This is a genomic window from uncultured Shewanella sp., assembly GCF_947501225.1.
GTDB lineage: Bacteria > Pseudomonadota > Gammaproteobacteria > Enterobacterales > Shewanellaceae > Shewanella.
The window spans coordinates 1-16,406 of sequence record NZ_CANMUW010000024.1 but is presented as its reverse complement, the minus strand read 5'-3'; the positions used below and the strand labels follow the sequence as shown (position 1 = coordinate 16,406).

Here is a 16,406-nt window from a genome sequence, read left to right as displayed (position 1 = left end):
GCCCGGGAGCGGGAGTTGATTAGCAGGGCTTACAGCTTGTTAGGCCGGCTAGAAGGAGTAATCCAGTTTTACCCAGGCGGTTCGACCGGGTTCGTTGACCTGGAACATGGGCTCGCTACCCGGGATATCGTTACCGGCACCTGAACGACTCACATGCTCTGCATAGGTGATATCAAACAGGTTTTCGATACCGAAACTCACCAATATGGTATCGGCATGTTTCCAGGTTCCATTGATGGCCAGCGTACCAAAGCCACTGCTCTCGGCCAGGTCCTGGCCCGAGATATTGCCCTGGCCGATAGAGACACGATCCTGCGCCGCAACCAGGCGCCAGAATAGCCCTGCGGTCCACTCCTCTCCCTCATAGTTGACCGATATGCGTCCCTCCAGCGGAGATATCTGCCCGAGGGGAGTATCCTGGGTGTCATTATCACCATGGCTATAACTGAGTGTCGTTTGCGCCGACCACTGCTCTGTAAAGGGGTAGGTTACGCCAACCTCACCGCCCCATATGGTCGCATCGATATTATAGGCGCTGGTCATAGGAGTGTTTGAGTCTACCAGGATGTAGTCATCGACCTTGCCGTAATAGAGTGAACTGGATAGTTCGATATCACCCTGGTATATCCAGCCAATGTCCAGTTGGGTTGTCTTTTCGGGCTCGAGCTCGAATGCCTTGGCTGAGCCGTTGTCAGGACTGGCCTTCATGATCTCCCAGTAGTCGGGAATCCGTTGTGCGTGGCCAGTGCCTAAGTAGTATTGGTTATTACCACTGAGGTATTCATAGCGAATGAAACCGCTGAATAACTTGTCATTACGCTTACCTGTCTGTGCGACAAACAGCTCTGTATCCCAGTTGTCGAAACGTAAGCCGGATAGCAGGTGTCCCCCTCCTATGGCGTAGTCTGATTCGATAAATAACCCCATATTTTCATAGCGCATATTATCTTTGAATGGTTTCGATAGCAGGTCGTCGAGACCGTTATCAAGCTCAGGGTTTATGCCGCGCCCCTCATGGGTACTTTGCATGTAGTCGATACCTAAGGTCGCTGTTAAATTCTCACCCGGCGTGAGTTCTATCCATAGGTGTCCGCCTGAGGTTTTTCGGCGAACATTGACGCCTGAGTTCACCCCCTGATCGAACTGATCCATGATATGGTCATTCTTGTTGCTGTAGGCCTGAAACTCTATTTCGCTGATGAGATCTGAGTCGAGCTCGAATTGAGTCAACAGGGTGATATTTTCATTGTTGATCACCCGGGCTTTGTTGGCTCTGTCGGCGTATTCGGCTTCGCCATCAGACTTACCATAAGCGAGTTCAAATACACTGGTGTCCGTCGGGGTCCAGCCGAGTGCGATATTGTAGTTGTTGCGATCATAGCTCGATTGCACCGTGTTTCCGTCACCATCCCGGTAGTGATCGCTGCTGGATTGATTGACATCGAGATCGAGATAGTGGTTTTCATCACCGGCTTTAAGCTCGACGATATAATCCTGGCGTTCGAAACTGCCACCAGTGATACTGGCCCGTCCTTCGGCGCCCGGTTCGATAAAGCTGTGTCTGTCTTTTTCAAACAGCACCGTCCCCGCAGATCCTACCGGACCATATTTCACGGTTTGCGGCCCCTTGATCACTGTGATGCTGTCATAGGCCTCCGGGTAAATATAGGCTGTCGGTGGATCCATGCGTCCGCCACAGGTGCCATACACATGTTGACCATCATCGACTATGCTGATGCGTGAGCCCCCCATGCCCCTTAGTGACGGATCACCACCGGCGCCCCCCTTTCGACTGATACTGAACCCTGGAATCGTTTTCAGAAATCCTGCCCCATCGTAGGAGGGGAGCGGAAGTCGGGGTTTCTTGGGATCGGTGACGACTTTTGTCGGCTCGCGCATCAGGTCTCCGGTGATGACGATATAGTCATCACATCGGGTATTTTCACAGTTTCTCGGCTCATCTGAAGCCAGAGATGTGTGGGGGAAAACCAGAGCCGGAATGCTCACGGTGGCGGCTATCACTGAGGCCAGTGCTGTTTTTTTATGTTTCATGACGACGCTCTATTATTTTTAGTTGCGTCTTTTTCGCAGATGTTCAGCGTGTTAACAAAGGTAAAGGCAAGTTGTGCGACAATGTGTCACAGCTGAGATTGATCTCTCTCACATCTCCACCGACAGATATCATCTGCTTGCCGAAATTCCCCCTTTTGCCTGCTCCTCCCTCGGCCGGGGGAGGAGTGTTTGCCTAGCGGAGTACAAGTGCCGGGATGCTACTTATTAAACAGTTGCACTATGATGAGTGTAATAAGCAGCGGGCAGATAAACTTCACATAAACGGGCCAGATACGCCAGAACATGCTTTGGTTATCGGCGCCATCCTGAGCCTGGATCTCTTTCAGCAAGCCGTTTCTTTGCCATACCCAGCCCAGATAGATGGCGATCCCTAAGGCGATAAGAGGTTGAGCACGCTCTGTGGTTAAGGTGATCATAAAGCCAAACAGTTGCCCGAAGTTCATTACCACGGTAAGGGAGAGGACAAGGATCAGCGCGCCAACCAGATAGGTGGCCTTGTTACGGCTCATCTCTTTTTTCTCCGCCAGATAACTGGTGGGGACTTCGACGATAGAGATGGCAGATGTAAGGCCTGCTATGGTCATCAGCACGAAGAAGATAAAGGCCAACAGATATTGTAAGTTGCCCCCTAATGTGTCAAACAGTGCGGGCAGCACAGTGAATACTAAGGTGTCTGAGTTTAACAAGCTGCCATCTTCAGCGAAGATCTGTACCCCATTATGTTGAGCCACATACATGGCCGGGATAATCATCAGTGCCGCAAGAAAGGCGACACAGGTATCGGTAAGGGTTACGTAGGCCGTTAGCTTACCCAGATGATCATCCCTGTTTAAGTAAGCGCCATAAACCATCATGGCACCAGCACCTACGCTCAGGGAGAAGAAGGTTTGCCCCAGGGCGCCGACGAGAACATCGGGGTCCCAAACCCGGGAGAAATCAGGTACCAATAGTACCTTAAGTCCGGTCATCGCACCGGGCAGGGTCAGGATGTAGCCCACGCCCAATATCAGGATAATCAGCAGCAGTGGCATCAGACGTTTTGACCAGCGTTCGATCCCTTGCTGTACGCCCTGACGTATTACGCAGATAACCATCAAGATGAAGAGGGTCGTGAAGAGCAGGTTTCGTGACACAGAGAAATCCATCAACCAATCAGATGCCTCTGAGAATCCGGATATTTCCGCGATGGGAGCCAGAGCGAAGCTGACAAACCAACCCGACAATATGGTGTAGAAGGTGCAGATCAAGGTCGCGGTGATAATTGAGGTAAAGCCGATAACTTTACCTATACTCCTGCTAAGTGTGTTGCCGCCAAGCTTTGCCATCGCATCGGCGGGGTTTGTCTGTCCGTGGCGTCCAATCATCAGCTCGGCGACGAGCATCGGGTACCCTAAAATCAAAATTAGCACCAGATACACAAGCAGAAAGGCACCACCACCATGAGTTGCGGCTTGAGTCGGGAACCCCCAGATGTTGCCGACGCCAACGGCTGAGCCTGCCGCCGCCATGATAAAGCCCAATTTTGAGCTAAAGTGATTTGAATTTGTGCTGGCCATGCCTGCCTCTCTCTCTGTTTTCAAGAGGGCGCATGATAGAGACTTATCTATACAGGTCAATGGTGTTTAATGTCGCTAAAATGTTATTTTTTAGATTTGGGTTTCAAGATTTGCCATTTTTTTAACTTTAAATTGCTGTGTTGGTGTTTTTGGTGAAATAAGTTTGCGTGAGTTGTTGGTGAGTTTGTTGTTGCCGCAATAAAGTCGCGTTCGAATTAATTTACTTTTTTGGGCCTCATTTCACTGAAAAGCGCGATGGGACTGGAGACTTGTTTATATTCTGAACTATGCCACCTCTATATGGGAGGTGACATAGCATGGGATTAAGGCTGGGGGAGAGGTATGCTTGTTTGGTTCTTCACCTGTTTGAGCACAAAGCTTGAGTGCACACCGGCAATGTGCGGATCGGTGGTGAGCTTATCGAGTAAGAACACCTTAAATTGTCCCATATCTTCGACAAGTACCTTAAGCTGATAGTCTGCGTCACTCCCGGTAAGCAGACAGCACTCCAGTACCTCATCATAACTGCACACCCGTGCTTCAAATGATTCAAGGATCTCGTGTGAGTGTTTCTCCAACCTCACCTGAACATAGGCCTTCAATGACAGATTGAAATGCTTTGCGGAGAGGAGTGTAGCATAACCGGCAATGAATCCGGACTCCTCCAGAGCCTTGACCCGTCTGGAGCAGGGAGAGGGAGATAAGCCTACTCTTTCAGCAAGCTCTTGATTAGATAGCTTTCCATGACTCTGAAGCAGCTTAAGAATTGCAAAATCTGTCTGGTCGAGTTGTAACTCTGCCATGGCATCGGGTCTCGTATAGGTTCGAGGTTAACGTTGAGGAGAGTAGCATAGCCTTATCTGCTCCCATTAGCATCAATTTCGCTGCTCAGGCTGCTTTCAATATTTGAGGGCACCCCGTCTCCCTCTGAGCTTGCCACTCAAATATATATATCCCCTGTGGCCAAAGGGAAAGGTTTTATGGGTGAGAAACAGGCTGAAAAGTCCGATGGTTCCACCAAGCAGCGTCGATGCCAACACATCCTGAGCCCAATGCATACCCAGCAGCATGCGGCTGAATCCCATGGTGATACTCCAGATTAACAAGATGGTCGGCAGTACCGAGTTTCCGGCTAATAACAGGTAGTAACTCGTTATCATGGTGAGAGTGATGGCAAAGAGTGTGTGCCCTGAGGGGAAGGCGAAACCTACCTCACTCTTCCAATGTTGCTTGATCCTCGGTGAGAGCACCAACTCTGTTTCGGCGTGCTCGAGCCGTTCCAGTGTCGCCGACATCTGTGCCTTACGCTCACTCTTGGTATGATCGTAGAAGTTTGTGGTGTTGAGCAGGTATTGCTGCTCTAACCAAACCGCATTGGGACGAGCCTCACTAAAGAAAGGTTTCAGATAGTGGTTAAGCCCCAGTGTGGTAAACATCCCCAAAGAGATGGTGAGAAACAGGCTGATAAACTGGGCTCTGCTGAGGCGATGGTAACTGAGCAGCAGGATGAGGAGTACCGTTGCGACGCCATAGGGAGCCGTTCCCGATGACGTTAACCAGAATAGCGCCTCTGCCGAGAGAGAATTCAGTGATAATAACGGAAACAGTTTTGTTCCCGATATCAGCAAGAGGGCCGGTATGATGGTTAAAATTGCCCAGCCAATTACCATAGGGGGAAGCGGAGAGCGAGATTTCAGTAAAGATAACAGCTTCAAAAAAATGGCCTCACAACTATTATGGTTAAGGGCTCTTTGACAAAGAGGTTTGTAGGCTAACGCGCAACAGGAGCATTGCCAAGCGGATAGCCAGATAAACCGACTATTTAGCTCCATTGAGGACAAGGCATTAACATTGAGTTAGCACAGGTGTAAAACTATGCACATCATATTTCACAGTACCGGTTTTTGTGGCGAGTGATGAGAGTATTGAAGCAAAATTTACCGGCTCTATGGGGCAAGCCTGTGATCAATTGTGGCGAGAAAAGGGCAAGTTATCGTGAAAGATCTTGCTGTGTTGGCGGGGGGAGCTATTACTTTATGCGGCTAATAGTGCAGAAGCTAAATAAGGGGCACAAGACAATAAAAAAGAGCGCCTTAGCGCTCTTTTTTATTGTCGACTGGCGTAATAGAGAGTTATTCACTTTCACTCTCGTTGAGTCTCTTCTCCAGCGCATTAACCTGGGCCTGTAGGGCTTCGAGCTTCTCACGTGTCTTTAGTAGCACATGTTGCTGAACTTCGAACTCCTCATGAGATACGACATCCAGTTTCATCAACTGGCTCTGCAGGACCTGCTTGCTCTTCTCTTCAAACTCACCAGCGAATTGTTTCAGTCCGCTGGGCAGGTTTTCGCTCAGTTGCTTGGCAACCTCTTCGATTTTCTTTGGATTGATCATGGTCTATTTCCGCTGTGGGCTATCGCCTTTGATTATTGGTTAAGATTGTACCTGAGCCAGGGATTATTGGAAAATAAAAGCTGTGTAAATAAAAAGGCCCGAACATATAAGATTATTCGGGCCTTATGTTTAAGCTATGAGCGAGTTGCCATTAGCTCGCCGCAATATGTCCCTCTTCATCGAATACCGGAAGCGGTTCATGTTTCTCTGCCAGATAGGTGTAGATAACCGGTAGAACGAACAGGGTAAACAGGGTACCGATTGCCAGACCCGAAACAATCACCAGACCGATATTGAAGCGTGCGATAGCGCCTGCGCCAACCGCAAACAGCAGCGGGATCAAGCCGGCAATCATAGCTGCGGTTGTCATCAGAATCGGACGTAAACGTATCGTGGCTGCGAGTTTAATCGCCTCCATCTTACTCAGACCGTTATGTAGTTGCTCCTCCTTGGCGACTTCACACATCAAGATACCGTGTTTTGTGATCAGGCCAACCAAAGTGATCAGTCCCACCTGGGTATAGATGTTCATCGATGACAGGCCAAAGATATGTGTCCAGCCCAGCGCGATTAGTGCACCACTGATAGCCAACGGCACGGAGACCAGAATAACCAAAGGATCCTTAGCGCTCTCGAATTGGCTCGCCAGCACCAGGAAGATGATGGCGAGTGCCAGCCCGAAGGTCGCAAACAGGGCCGAACCTTCGGTGACATATTGGCGCGCCTCACCTAAGAAGTCATAACTGTAGCCCTTAGGAAGATCGTTATCACCGATAGTCTTAAGGAAATCGATGGCGTCACCGATAGCCACGCCCGGCGTCGCCACACCACCTACTGTCAATGCATTCATCTGATTGAAGTGAGGCAGGGAGCGAGGCTCGGCTATCATCTCGATATCGACAAGGCTGGATAGCGGTATCGATTTTCCGTCGGCGGCCTTGACATAGAAACCATCGAGCGCCTCAGGATTGGCACGATACTGTCGCTCTACCTGAGGAATAACTTCATAGGAGCGGCCATCTAAGTTGATGCGGTTAACGTAACCGTCACTCATCATAGTGGTCAGTGTTGCACCAATATCCTGCATGGTGATGCCATAGGTACCCGCAAGGTCGCGCTTGATATGGATCTTCATGGTGCCGGAGTCAAATTTGAGGTTGATCTCCGAGTAGACAAACAATGGGCTCTGTTGCACCTTTTCCAGCACACTGCTTCCAATCTGGAACAGACTCTCGAAAGAGTTGGATGTGGTGATAACAAACTGAATAGGCAGGCCACCCGATGAACCCGGCAGTTCAGGCATCTGGAAGGTGGTGACAGCCATACCCGGCACATGCTTCACCTCTTCGCCAAGCATCTTCTGCATCTCTTTTTGACTCTTATCACGCTCACTCCACGGCACCAGGGGGGCGATGCCGAAGGCTTGATTAGAGTTAGGGATACCGACGAAGGCCAGGGAGGCAGCCGACTCAGGGTGTGACTTAATCATATCCGTGACCAGTGCCATGTTGGACTGGATATAGTCTAAGTTCGCGGTAGAGGGGGCTGTGCCCATCATCATGACGACACTCTTATCTTCGTTAGGTGCCAGCTCAGACGGAATAAAGCTGAACATCACGGGTAGAGAGGCAAACACGATAAGGGCGAAGCCGATAACCACAGGCCTGCGCTCCATGACCGCATTCAGCATCCCCTGGTAACGTTTAGTCATGCCTTCGAGGAAATTCTCGACAGTCAGTTCGAAACGGTTAGGGGTAGAGTGAGGCTTGAGGATCTTCGAGCACATCATGGGTGACAGGGTCAGAGCCACTATTCCCGAAATAAACACCGCACCGGCTAAGGTGAGAGCGAACTCCTTAAACAGTGAGCCGGTAATGCCTCCCATCAAAGCGATCGGTGCATACACCGCAGCCAATGTAATGGTCATAGAGATCACGGGTACCGCTATCTCACGGGTACCGATAATGGCGGCTCTGAATGGTGATTCGCCCAGCTTGATATGTCTGTCGACATTTTCAACCACTACGATGGCATCATCGACCACCAGGCCGATGGCGAGCACCATGGCCAACAGTGTCATCAGGTTGAGGGTAAAGCCAAACATCTGCATTATGATGGCAACGCCAATCAGGGAGAGCGGGATGGTGACAATAGGGATAACGACCGCGCGCAGTGAGCCTAAGAACAAGGTGATCACTACAATAACGATCAGTGCTGCTTCACCTATGGTCTTGATCACCTCCTGAATCGATTCATCGATGGCGAGAGAGGAGTCATATAATATTCTGGTCTTCATCGACACCGGCAGGTTACGTTCGATATCGGGCATGAGTGCACGAGCATCGGCGGCGACAACCAAGGGGTTTGCCGTTGGGGTTACGTCCAGTGCAACCACTACGGCTTCCTGGCCATCGGCAAGGGCGCGGTAGACATCATGGCTTTTTTCCAGGCTGACATCGGCGATATCACCGAGGCGAACTACGAGCCCCTCTTTACTGCCGATAACAAGTTGTTTAAGTTCATCGACCGTGGCAACTTGAGTGTCGGCGGTACCATTAAACAGGGTAAATACTCCGTTAGCCTGACCCACCGCAGATTGATAGTTATTGGCCTGTAAAACCTGCATCACCTCAGAAGATGAGAGACCGAAGGCCCCCATTCTTGCCGGATCCAGCCAGATCCTCATCGCATACTTGATACCACCATAGAGGTTGACCTTAGCCACACCGTCGATGGTGAACAGCTGGGGCTTTACCACTCGTTCCAGATAATCGGTGATCTGACTGGAGTTGATCTCATCGCTGTAGAAGGAGATGTAGAGTACCGAGGTCTGAGAGCCGGTAGACATATCTACGGTCGAATCCTCGGCCTCTTTTGGGAGTTGAGAACGTACCGAGTTGACTTTGGCCAAAATGTCGGCCAGGGCGCCATTGGGGTCGGTATTAAGCTTCATGTAAACTGTGATCTTCGAGCTTCCCAAAAAGCTTTCAGATGTCATGAAGTCTACATTATCTGCCTGGGCCAGGGCCTGTTCGAGAGGCTGAGTGATAAAGCCCTGAATCAGGTTGGCATCGGCACCGTAGTAGCTGGTGGATACGGTGACTACCGTATTGGTCATCTCAGGGTATTCACGAACCTGCATGCTACTGAGTGAGTAAAACCCTAACAGTAACAGCAGGAAACTTATCGAGGCGGCGAGTACCGGCCTGCGAATAAATATATCAGTAAAGCGCATTGCCAGCTCCCGTTATAGTTGTGGCATAGTGGCCGGAGGCGTTAACGCCTTATTTTCGGTCACTTTGACTTTGCTGTTGTTGCTCAGACGGATCTGACCCGATGTGACAATCTGATCGTTTGCCTTCAACTCACCGGTCACTAAGGCAAAGTTGCCATTACGTTCGAGTACCTCTACGTTGATCTGCTTGGCACGATTGAATGTCTGACCATCTTCCGTTACTTCGTTAAGCACATAGATAGAGTTTCCGTAAAGGGTAAAGTTGATGGCGGTTTGTGGCAGTACAAATTGCTCGGTCATCTCCGGCAGCAACACTTCGACTCGTGCAAACATACCGCTACGCAGTTTTGCATCGATATTTGGAATAGTTGCCTGAATCTGAATCAGGCCGCTCTGATAGAAAACTGCAGGCTCGATCGCAGAGATCTTCCCTTCGAAGGGTTGCTGTGGGTAGGCATCGACATAGACGTGGATCACCTGTCCGGTCGAGATGCGCGGCAGCTGTGTCTGAGGTATGGTAAAACGAATCTTCATGGTGCTGATATCTTCGAGGCGAACGATATCTGTACCTGCCTGCAGGTACTCACCTAAATTAACGCTGCGGATCCCCACTAAACCATCGAATGGAGCGTCGATCTCTCTGCGGTCTATTGTGGCCGTCAGGCTTTCAATATCGGCTTTGAGCGCCAGGTACTTTGACTCGCTGTTATCCAGATCTTGTTTTGATACCGATTTTTGCTTGTAGAGGCGTGAAAGTCGTTTGAAATCGGCTTCGGCGGCGGGTAGTTGAACCATTTTGCTCTTCAGGTTAGCCTTTTCAACCTTAGAGTCGAGCACAATCAGGCTATCTCCCTTGCTTATCGCGCTACCGTTTTCGAAGTTTATCTCGGAGACTACGCCGGAAAGTTCATTGGCAATGGTGACGCCTTGGTTTGGTTCTACAAAGCCGATAGCATCTATGGTGGGCTGCCAGTTTTCCGGGATAAGTGTCATGGTCGTCACCGGTGACTCCGGCTCTGGCATATTGGCGATGGCATCGGCAATTTTGCCTTTAACCATGATGTTAAAACCAATTACCGAGCCAAAGGCCAGCAGTGCGATGATTAGCATAATCAGGGTCCACTTTTTCATTGTCCTGATTGCTCCTTCTGAGTAGTGTTTGATGGTGTCAATATGGATTGCCAGCAGAGGTTGCAGACAAACTCCAGTTCAGTTTTATCGTATTTCATCTGGCCGCGACGTATGCTTCTTCCCAAAGCTATTGCCGGCTCCAGCGAGGTGGCAAACAGGGTTTTATCCTGTAAGTCGTGAAACACGCCGGCATCTCTTCCCTCGCTGAAGATATGGTGTAGTCCTTCGAAGGTGCTTCTCTCGAAGGCTTGATGGGGGTCGCTGTCTATGCCGGGGAGGTGGATATATTGTTCGTAACTCAGATTTGCAAGAGTCCTGCGACGTCCGAATTCGACGATATTGAACCAGACTCGTTTAAATCTTTGTTCGAGTGTCCCCTCTTCACAATTTTTCAGAATATGACTTGCTACTACGCGTAATACATCTTTGCGGAGCTCAGCGATCAGCTCCTCCTTATCGGTGAAGTAGCGGTAGATAGTGCCTGCGGCAACACCCGCTTCCTGAGCTATCTGCTGCATCGAGAGGCCTTGGAGCCCTTTGGTGGCAATGATCTTCTCGGTAGCTTTGAATATAAGTTCTCGTTTGTTATCCATAATACCTTTCATATGAGGATATGTTCTGAATGAACGTTCATTCACTATTCTATGTTACCGGCATCAATATCGCAATTATCGATTTCGCCAGACGAATGAAAATTTGAGAGATAGACGAGTCAAACTTAACTCAGTGTAGTAGACACTTAGCCATATAATTAGTTTTAACCGTGTTTGTTTTGGATAAAAAAGGAAGGCTTTTACTAATTTCTGGTATGATTCACGGTTCCCAAAATATTTCTTAGTTTGCTGGTAAAAGTTAAAAGATGAAGCTAAACCCCGGACAAAATGATGCTGTTCACTATGTTTCTGGCCCCTGCCTGGTGCTGGCTGGCGCCGGTAGCGGTAAAACCAGAGTGATCATCAATAAGATCGCCTACCTGGTGCAGAAGTGTGGTTATCAGGCTCGGACGATTGCGGCGGTAACCTTTACCAATAAAGCGGCACGTGAGATGAAAGAGCGTGTTGCTCAGTCTATGGGACGCAAAGAGGCCCGTGGCCTGTGGATATCCACATTCCATACGTTAGGCCTGGAGATCATTAAGCGTGAACATAAGGTCGTAGGATTAAAACCCGGCTTTTCCCTGTTCGATGATCAAGACACGCTGGCACTGCTAAAAGAGCTCACCGAAGATGAATTCGATGGTGATAAAGACTTGCTCAAGATGCTGATGACGGCTATCTCCAATTGGAAAGGGGATCTGGTCGTTCCCGATCAGGCACTGAAGATTGCCAGAGATGAGCAGTCGAAACTTTTTGCCGGCATGTACCAAAGATACGCTAAGCATATGAAGGCGTATAACGCATTGGATTTTGATGACCTTATTCTGCTGCCCACCTTGCTGTTAAGGCATAACCAGGAGGTGAGGGAGCGTTGGCAGAAGCGTATACAGTACATGCTTGTGGATGAGTATCAGGATACCAACACCAGTCAGTATGAGATGGTTAAACTCCTGGTCGGAGAACGGGCAAGGTTTACCGTTGTTGGGGATGACGATCAGTCTATCTACTCCTGGCGTGGTGCCAAGCCGCAAAACCTGGTCTTGTTGGGTAAAGACTTCCCCAAGCTTAAACTAATTAAGCTTGAGCAAAACTATCGCTCGAGTCAGTGTATTTTAAGGGCCGCCAATATACTTATCGCCAACAATCCCCACGTCTATGACAAGGCGCTCTTTAGTGAACTTGCCTATGGCGAACCATTGAGGGTGATGATCGCCGCTAACGAGGAGCAGGAGGCCGAGCGGGTTATCGCTGAGATGGTTCGGCATAAATTTGTCGGCAAGACTCAATATGGTGATTACGCCATTCTTTATCGGGGGAACCATCAATCGCGTTTGCTTGAGCGGGCACTGATGACGAACAGGATCCCCTACAAACTCAGTGGCGGAACCTCATTCTTCGGCAGGGCAGAGATTAAAGATATCATGGCTTATCTCAGGCTGGTGGTGAACCCTGACGATGATAATGCTTTCTTGCGCGTAGTTAATCTGCCTAAGCGGGGGATCGGTCCATCGACGCTTGAGCGGCTGGGGAACTATGCTAACGAGCGTCACATCTCTATGTTTGAAGCTATCTTCGAGGCTGAACTGAATCACCATTTGGCACCCGCCGCGATGGCCTCTCTCTATAAATTCGGTAAGTTTATTGTCGATACGGGAGAGAGTGCGACACGGGGAGAGCCGGTGGAAGCGGTGAAGCATCTGATCCGTAATATCAATTATGAGGATTATCTCTACGAAACGAGTACCAGTGCCAAGGCGGCCGAGATGCGGATGAAGAATATCTCCGAACTGTATCGCTGGGTTACCGAAATGCTTGAAGGTGATGAGCTCGATGAGGGGATGACCTTGCCTGAAGTGGTCACTCGTTTAACCCTCAGGGATATGATGGAGCGAAACAGTGAAGATGAAGGCGGTGATCAGGTTCAACTGATGACCCTGCATGCCTCTAAAGGGTTGGAGTTTCCCTATGTGTTTATGGTCGGTACCGAGGAGCGGATATTGCCTCATCAGAGCAGTATTGATGAGGATAATGTCGAAGAGGAGCGCCGTCTCGCTTATGTAGGGATCACCCGTGCTCAGAAGGAACTTTGGTTCGTTCTGTGCCGCGAGCGCCGCCAATTCGGTGAGACCATGCGCTGCGAACCGAGTCGTTTCCTGATGGAGTTGCCCCAGGACGATCTCGTCTGGGAAAACCGTAAACAGCCGCAGAGTGAGCAGCAGCGACAGCAGGCGGGCAGAGCCAATATCGCTAACCTGAGAGATATGTTTAAAAAGTAGCCTGAGTTAACCGGTAGCAGCTTCACTTTAATAGTGGTGAAGCTGTGCTCTGGCTGAATTTCGCATAGGTTAGCGCGTTATGCACAATCCAGATCCGATACCGTCGACAGGCGTAAGACTTTCCCCAGTGCCTGACCCTGTCCCAGAGTAAAACCTATCTCCTGCAGAGCTTCTCTGTGCTGTGTTGTTCCTATTCCATCGACAAAGACAGTTAGCTCTAATGCCTGAGCCGTCAGAAAGTGCGCTTTTAATAACTTTATATGTTGCTCGCTTTCCAGGTGTTTGGCATAGCTGGGATCGAGTTTAAGCCCTTGTAGCGGCAGGAAGGTGAGACTGCTAAGAGCGCTGTTGGCACTGCCGTAACCCGTTAAACCAAGGTTAACATCCAGGTTAGTTAACTGCTCGAAGGCATTGATGTGGTTGTCGGTATCGAGAATAAAGCCTTTCTCATCGAAAAACAGCCATAACTGGTCAGGGGTGAAGCAACTCTGTTTGAGGGCGTTTTTGAGCTGCCTTACCGAGTGCTTATGCTTAAGGTGTTTGGCGGATATATTGATATGTAGCGGCAACTGATCCAGAGAGTGTTTCTGCAGTGTCGTATAATCGCTGTTGAGCTGCTGCAGCAGGTAGATATCCAGTTCGGTTGTCAGGCCACAGTGCTCGGCAATATTGTTCAGATGTGCCTGCTTGATCTTGCCTAGCCCGGGATGGTTCCAATAGAGTCTGGGTTCTAAAGCCACTGTGGCCTGTGTCTTAAGGTTCTGAATCGGGAGGTAGCTCAGAAGCAGCTCATGGTTAGAGATGGCATTTTGTAATTCGAGTTCTAATTTTACATCTTTGTTTATCAGCTTTTGAGACTCATCATCGTAAATGACATAGCACCCCTTACCATTGGTTTTCGCCTGATACATGGCCGCATCGGCGTCTCTCAACAGAGACTCGCATGTATCCGACTTATGGTTGTGGCTAAAAGCGATACCGATACTCGCACCGGATATAAAGTGCTGGTTGGCAAGCTTATAGGGGCGGGATAGTTCGGTCAGTACCCGCTCTGCCACCTCTTCGGCATCGTCGGTACCTTTGATGCTGTCGAGCAGGATGACAAACTCATCTCCGCCTATTCTGGCAAGAGTATCGTTATCGCGTATGCAGAGTTTAAGCCGTGATGAGGTTTCTATCAGGAAGCGATCGCCTTCGAGGTGCCCAAGGGTGTCGTTGATGAGTTTGAACCTGTCTAAATCGATAAATAGCAGGGCGAACCGGTCCAAACTATGTCTTCTAATATGCTTTACGGCCTGGGATAGGCGCTCCATAAACATAGAGCGGTTAGGGAGGCCTGTCAGGGTGTCGTGGTTGGCGTCGTGCACCAACTGCTGCTCTACTTTACGTCTGTGAGCTATCTCATTCTCAAGGTCCTGATTGAGCATGGCAAGCGCCTGTGTTCTCTCTAATACCTTCTCCTCAAGCTGTTCGTAGCTGTTCTTTAACGTCTCCGCAGATAGTTTCTGTTCTATTGCTGTGGCGATATGTTGAGAGACAAAGGTCAATAGCTCCAGATCCTTTTTCTGGTAACTCTGTGTCATGCTGAGGCTGTATATCGTCAATGCGCCACGAACCTGGCCATGGATAAACAGGGGGATCCCTATCCACTGATAAATATCGTCAGTGCAACTGAGTTTCGGTGTTTGGTTATAGATCTCGCCGGCCTCAACCAAGGTCACGAGTTCACGGTTATGCAGCAGCAGAGGCCTTCTGGCTTTTATCACATATTCGGTGAGCCCGTCGGATACTTTCCTGCTGACGGGTAAAGAGCTGTTGGCCTGGCTGACGTAAAATGGAAAGCTGATATGGGTGAGTTGCTGATTGAGCAGGGCGATATAACAATTTTTTGCCGGGATCAGATGGCTGATAACTCTGTGCAGTTCAGAATAGAAGATTTCACTGTCGATATTAGAGGTTGCCAGATCGGCTATTTCAAACAGAGAGCGTTGAAGTCGTTCGGCGCGCCGCCTTTCGAACACCTCCTGCTTAAGCTTGTCGTAAGCTATGCTGAGTTCTTTGGTACGCTGAACAATTGCCTGTTCGAGCTGCTCCTGGTGCTGAAGTCGCTCCATAACGCCGGATATGTGATGACTGACAAAGTTCATCAGTTCAATATCCATCTCGTTGAAACTAATGCTTGGCGAGTAGCTCTGCACCACCAGGACACCGGCAACAGCGTTATTTACCTTAATGGGAACACCGAGCCAGTGATGGCAGGGAGCGCCTCTGCTGACTATCTGTTTGCTCGCTATCAGTTCATTAAACTTGGGTTCGTCACAGAGCAGATACTTCCCGGTTCTCAGGACATAGCCGGTAATGCCACTGACTAAGGTTTCTGAGAGCTCCTCTCTGGGGTAGGAGTCGTAGGGATGGGGATCTTTTTCATCGAGGAAAAGAGGAATATCAAGAATACCCGTATCGTTGTTGAGCAGCGCCACATAGAAATTATCGGCATGGAGCAGGACATTCAGGGAGCGGTGGATACCTAAGTAGAAGGCTTCGGGTGTGTCTACTTGAGCCGCCAGATTTGAGATCTCCAGCAGCATATTTTGAGTGACTTCGGCTCTTTTATACTTAAGAGCTAAGTTTCTCAGGCGTGCAATCCTTTTTTGCATGCGCCCGACTTCGTATTGAGAATATTGAGTCGATTCTTCCCTAAACATGGTATCCGCCAATCGCGATTTTAATTATTTTGAAGCTCGATTTGGACTAACATGTATTGATAGCATAAAAAAACAGCAGCGCCAAGCCATAAACTTGACACCTAGCGCCGTTTTTTTGACCTTTACAATCTAAAGTGAATGAAAATATGCACAATTGAGTTAAAACTTAAGCAAACAGAAAAAAAAAGCGTGAAAGGTGTGGACGTAGAGGCAAATAATCCATACTATATGCGGCGCTAACAAGGCAGGCACCCATAGCTCAGCTGGATAGAGCGCACCCCTCCGGAGGGTGAGGCCGAGGGTTCGAATCCTTCTGGGTGCACCAGATTGATTAGGACGTCATGTTAGCAAGGTAAGTTGAAAGTCAGTGGTGATTGTAGCTCAGTTGGTAGAGCCCCGGATTGTGATTCCGGTTGTCGTGGGTTCGAGCCCCATCAGTCA

10 protein-coding genes and 1 tRNA gene are annotated in these 16,406 nt (G+C 49.4%); 2 read left to right on the top strand and 9 right to left on the bottom strand.

Going from position 1 to position 16,406, the window contains the following annotated elements; all coding sequences use genetic code 11:
* Positions 1-48 precede the first annotated feature (48 nt).
* The 8 genes from Q1B47_RS20575 to Q1B47_RS20540 all read right to left on the bottom strand — a co-directional run bounded on the left by Q1B47_RS20575 (position 49) and on the right by Q1B47_RS20540 (position 10,981).
* Entirely contained in the window at positions 49-2,052 is a 2,004-nt protein-coding gene (locus tag Q1B47_RS20575) for a TonB-dependent copper receptor (RefSeq protein ID WP_299798232.1), read from the bottom strand.
* Between the two features lie 218 nt (positions 2,053-2,270).
* Positions 2,271-3,629 (bottom strand): sodium-dependent transporter, encoded by a 1,359-nt coding sequence (locus tag Q1B47_RS20570; protein WP_299798230.1) that lies wholly within the window; start codon positions 3,627-3,629, stop codon positions 2,271-2,273.
* A gap of 323 nt (positions 3,630-3,952) precedes the next feature.
* Positions 3,953-4,432, bottom strand: a complete 480-nt coding sequence (locus Q1B47_RS20565) for an Lrp/AsnC family transcriptional regulator (RefSeq protein ID WP_299798227.1) — start codon at positions 4,430-4,432, stop codon at positions 3,953-3,955.
* 96 nt (positions 4,433-4,528) lie between these two features.
* The gene (locus Q1B47_RS20560) at positions 4,529-5,344 is read right to left on the bottom strand and encodes a phosphatase PAP2 family protein (RefSeq protein WP_299798224.1); all 816 of its coding nucleotides are present in this window, start codon (positions 5,342-5,344) and stop codon (positions 4,529-4,531) included.
* Between the two features lie 417 nt (positions 5,345-5,761).
* Positions 5,762-6,022 carry an accessory factor UbiK family protein gene (locus tag Q1B47_RS20555; RefSeq protein WP_299798221.1) on the bottom strand — a complete coding sequence of 87 codons (261 nt, stop codon included), beginning with the start codon at positions 6,020-6,022 and terminating at the stop codon, positions 5,762-5,764.
* A gap of 151 nt (positions 6,023-6,173) precedes the next feature.
* Entirely contained in the window at positions 6,174-9,257 is a 3,084-nt protein-coding gene (locus tag Q1B47_RS20550; RefSeq protein WP_299798218.1) for a multidrug efflux RND transporter permease subunit, read from the bottom strand.
* A gap of 12 nt (positions 9,258-9,269) precedes the next feature.
* On the bottom strand, positions 9,270-10,388 hold the full coding sequence (locus tag Q1B47_RS20545; protein WP_299798215.1) for an efflux RND transporter periplasmic adaptor subunit: 1,119 nt from the start codon (positions 10,386-10,388) through the stop codon (positions 9,270-9,272).
* The gene (locus Q1B47_RS20540) at positions 10,385-10,981 is read right to left on the bottom strand and encodes a TetR/AcrR family transcriptional regulator (protein ID WP_299798212.1); all 597 of its coding nucleotides are present in this window, start codon (positions 10,979-10,981) and stop codon (positions 10,385-10,387) included. The genes Q1B47_RS20545 and Q1B47_RS20540 overlap by 4 nt, the downstream gene beginning before the upstream one ends.
* Positions 10,982-11,247: 266 nt before the next feature.
* Here Q1B47_RS20540 and rep point away from each other — a divergent pair, with 266 nt between their 5' ends.
* A complete protein-coding gene (gene rep / locus Q1B47_RS20535) occupies positions 11,248-13,260 on the top strand; it encodes a DNA helicase Rep (RefSeq protein WP_299798209.1) in 2,013 nt (670 codons plus the stop codon).
* Positions 13,261-13,337: 77 nt separating this feature from the next.
* Here the strand turns inward: rep and Q1B47_RS20530 are convergent, their stop codons facing one another.
* Entirely contained in the window at positions 13,338-15,965 is a 2,628-nt protein-coding gene (locus Q1B47_RS20530; RefSeq protein ID WP_299798206.1) for a diguanylate cyclase, read from the bottom strand.
* 248 nt (positions 15,966-16,213) lie between these two features.
* On the opposite strand from Q1B47_RS20530, the gene Q1B47_RS20525 reads away from it, so the two are divergent.
* Positions 16,214-16,290 (top strand) — tRNA-Arg (locus tag Q1B47_RS20525).
* Positions 16,291-16,406 lie beyond the last annotated feature (116 nt).

What these genes read in the sequence shown, in the direction of transcription:
- Q1B47_RS20550 (WP_299798218.1), bottom strand. Translation starts at nt 9,257, where the DNA reads ATGCGCTTTACTGATATATTTATTCGCAGGCCGGTACTCGCCGCCTCG.
- Q1B47_RS20545 (WP_299798215.1), bottom strand. Translation starts at nt 10,388, where the DNA reads ATGAAAAAGTGGACCCTGATTATGCTAATCATCGCACTGCTGGCCTTT.
- Q1B47_RS20530 (WP_299798206.1), bottom strand. Translation starts at nt 15,965, where the DNA reads ATGTTTAGGGAAGAATCGACTCAATATTCTCAATACGAAGTCGGGCGC.
- Q1B47_RS20565 (WP_299798227.1), bottom strand. Translation starts at nt 4,432, where the DNA reads ATGGCAGAGTTACAACTCGACCAGACAGATTTTGCAATTCTTAAGCTG.
- Q1B47_RS20575 (WP_299798232.1), bottom strand. Translation starts at nt 2,052, where the DNA reads ATGAAACATAAAAAAACAGCACTGGCCTCAGTGATAGCCGCCACCGTG.
- Q1B47_RS20570 (WP_299798230.1), bottom strand. Translation starts at nt 3,629, where the DNA reads ATGGCCAGCACAAATTCAAATCACTTTAGCTCAAAATTGGGCTTTATC.
- Q1B47_RS20540 (WP_299798212.1), bottom strand. Translation starts at nt 10,981, where the DNA reads ATGGATAACAAACGAGAACTTATATTCAAAGCTACCGAGAAGATCATT.
- rep (WP_299798209.1), top strand. Translation starts at nt 11,248, where the DNA reads ATGAAGCTAAACCCCGGACAAAATGATGCTGTTCACTATGTTTCTGGC.
- Q1B47_RS20555 (WP_299798221.1), bottom strand. Translation starts at nt 6,022, where the DNA reads ATGATCAATCCAAAGAAAATCGAAGAGGTTGCCAAGCAACTGAGCGAA.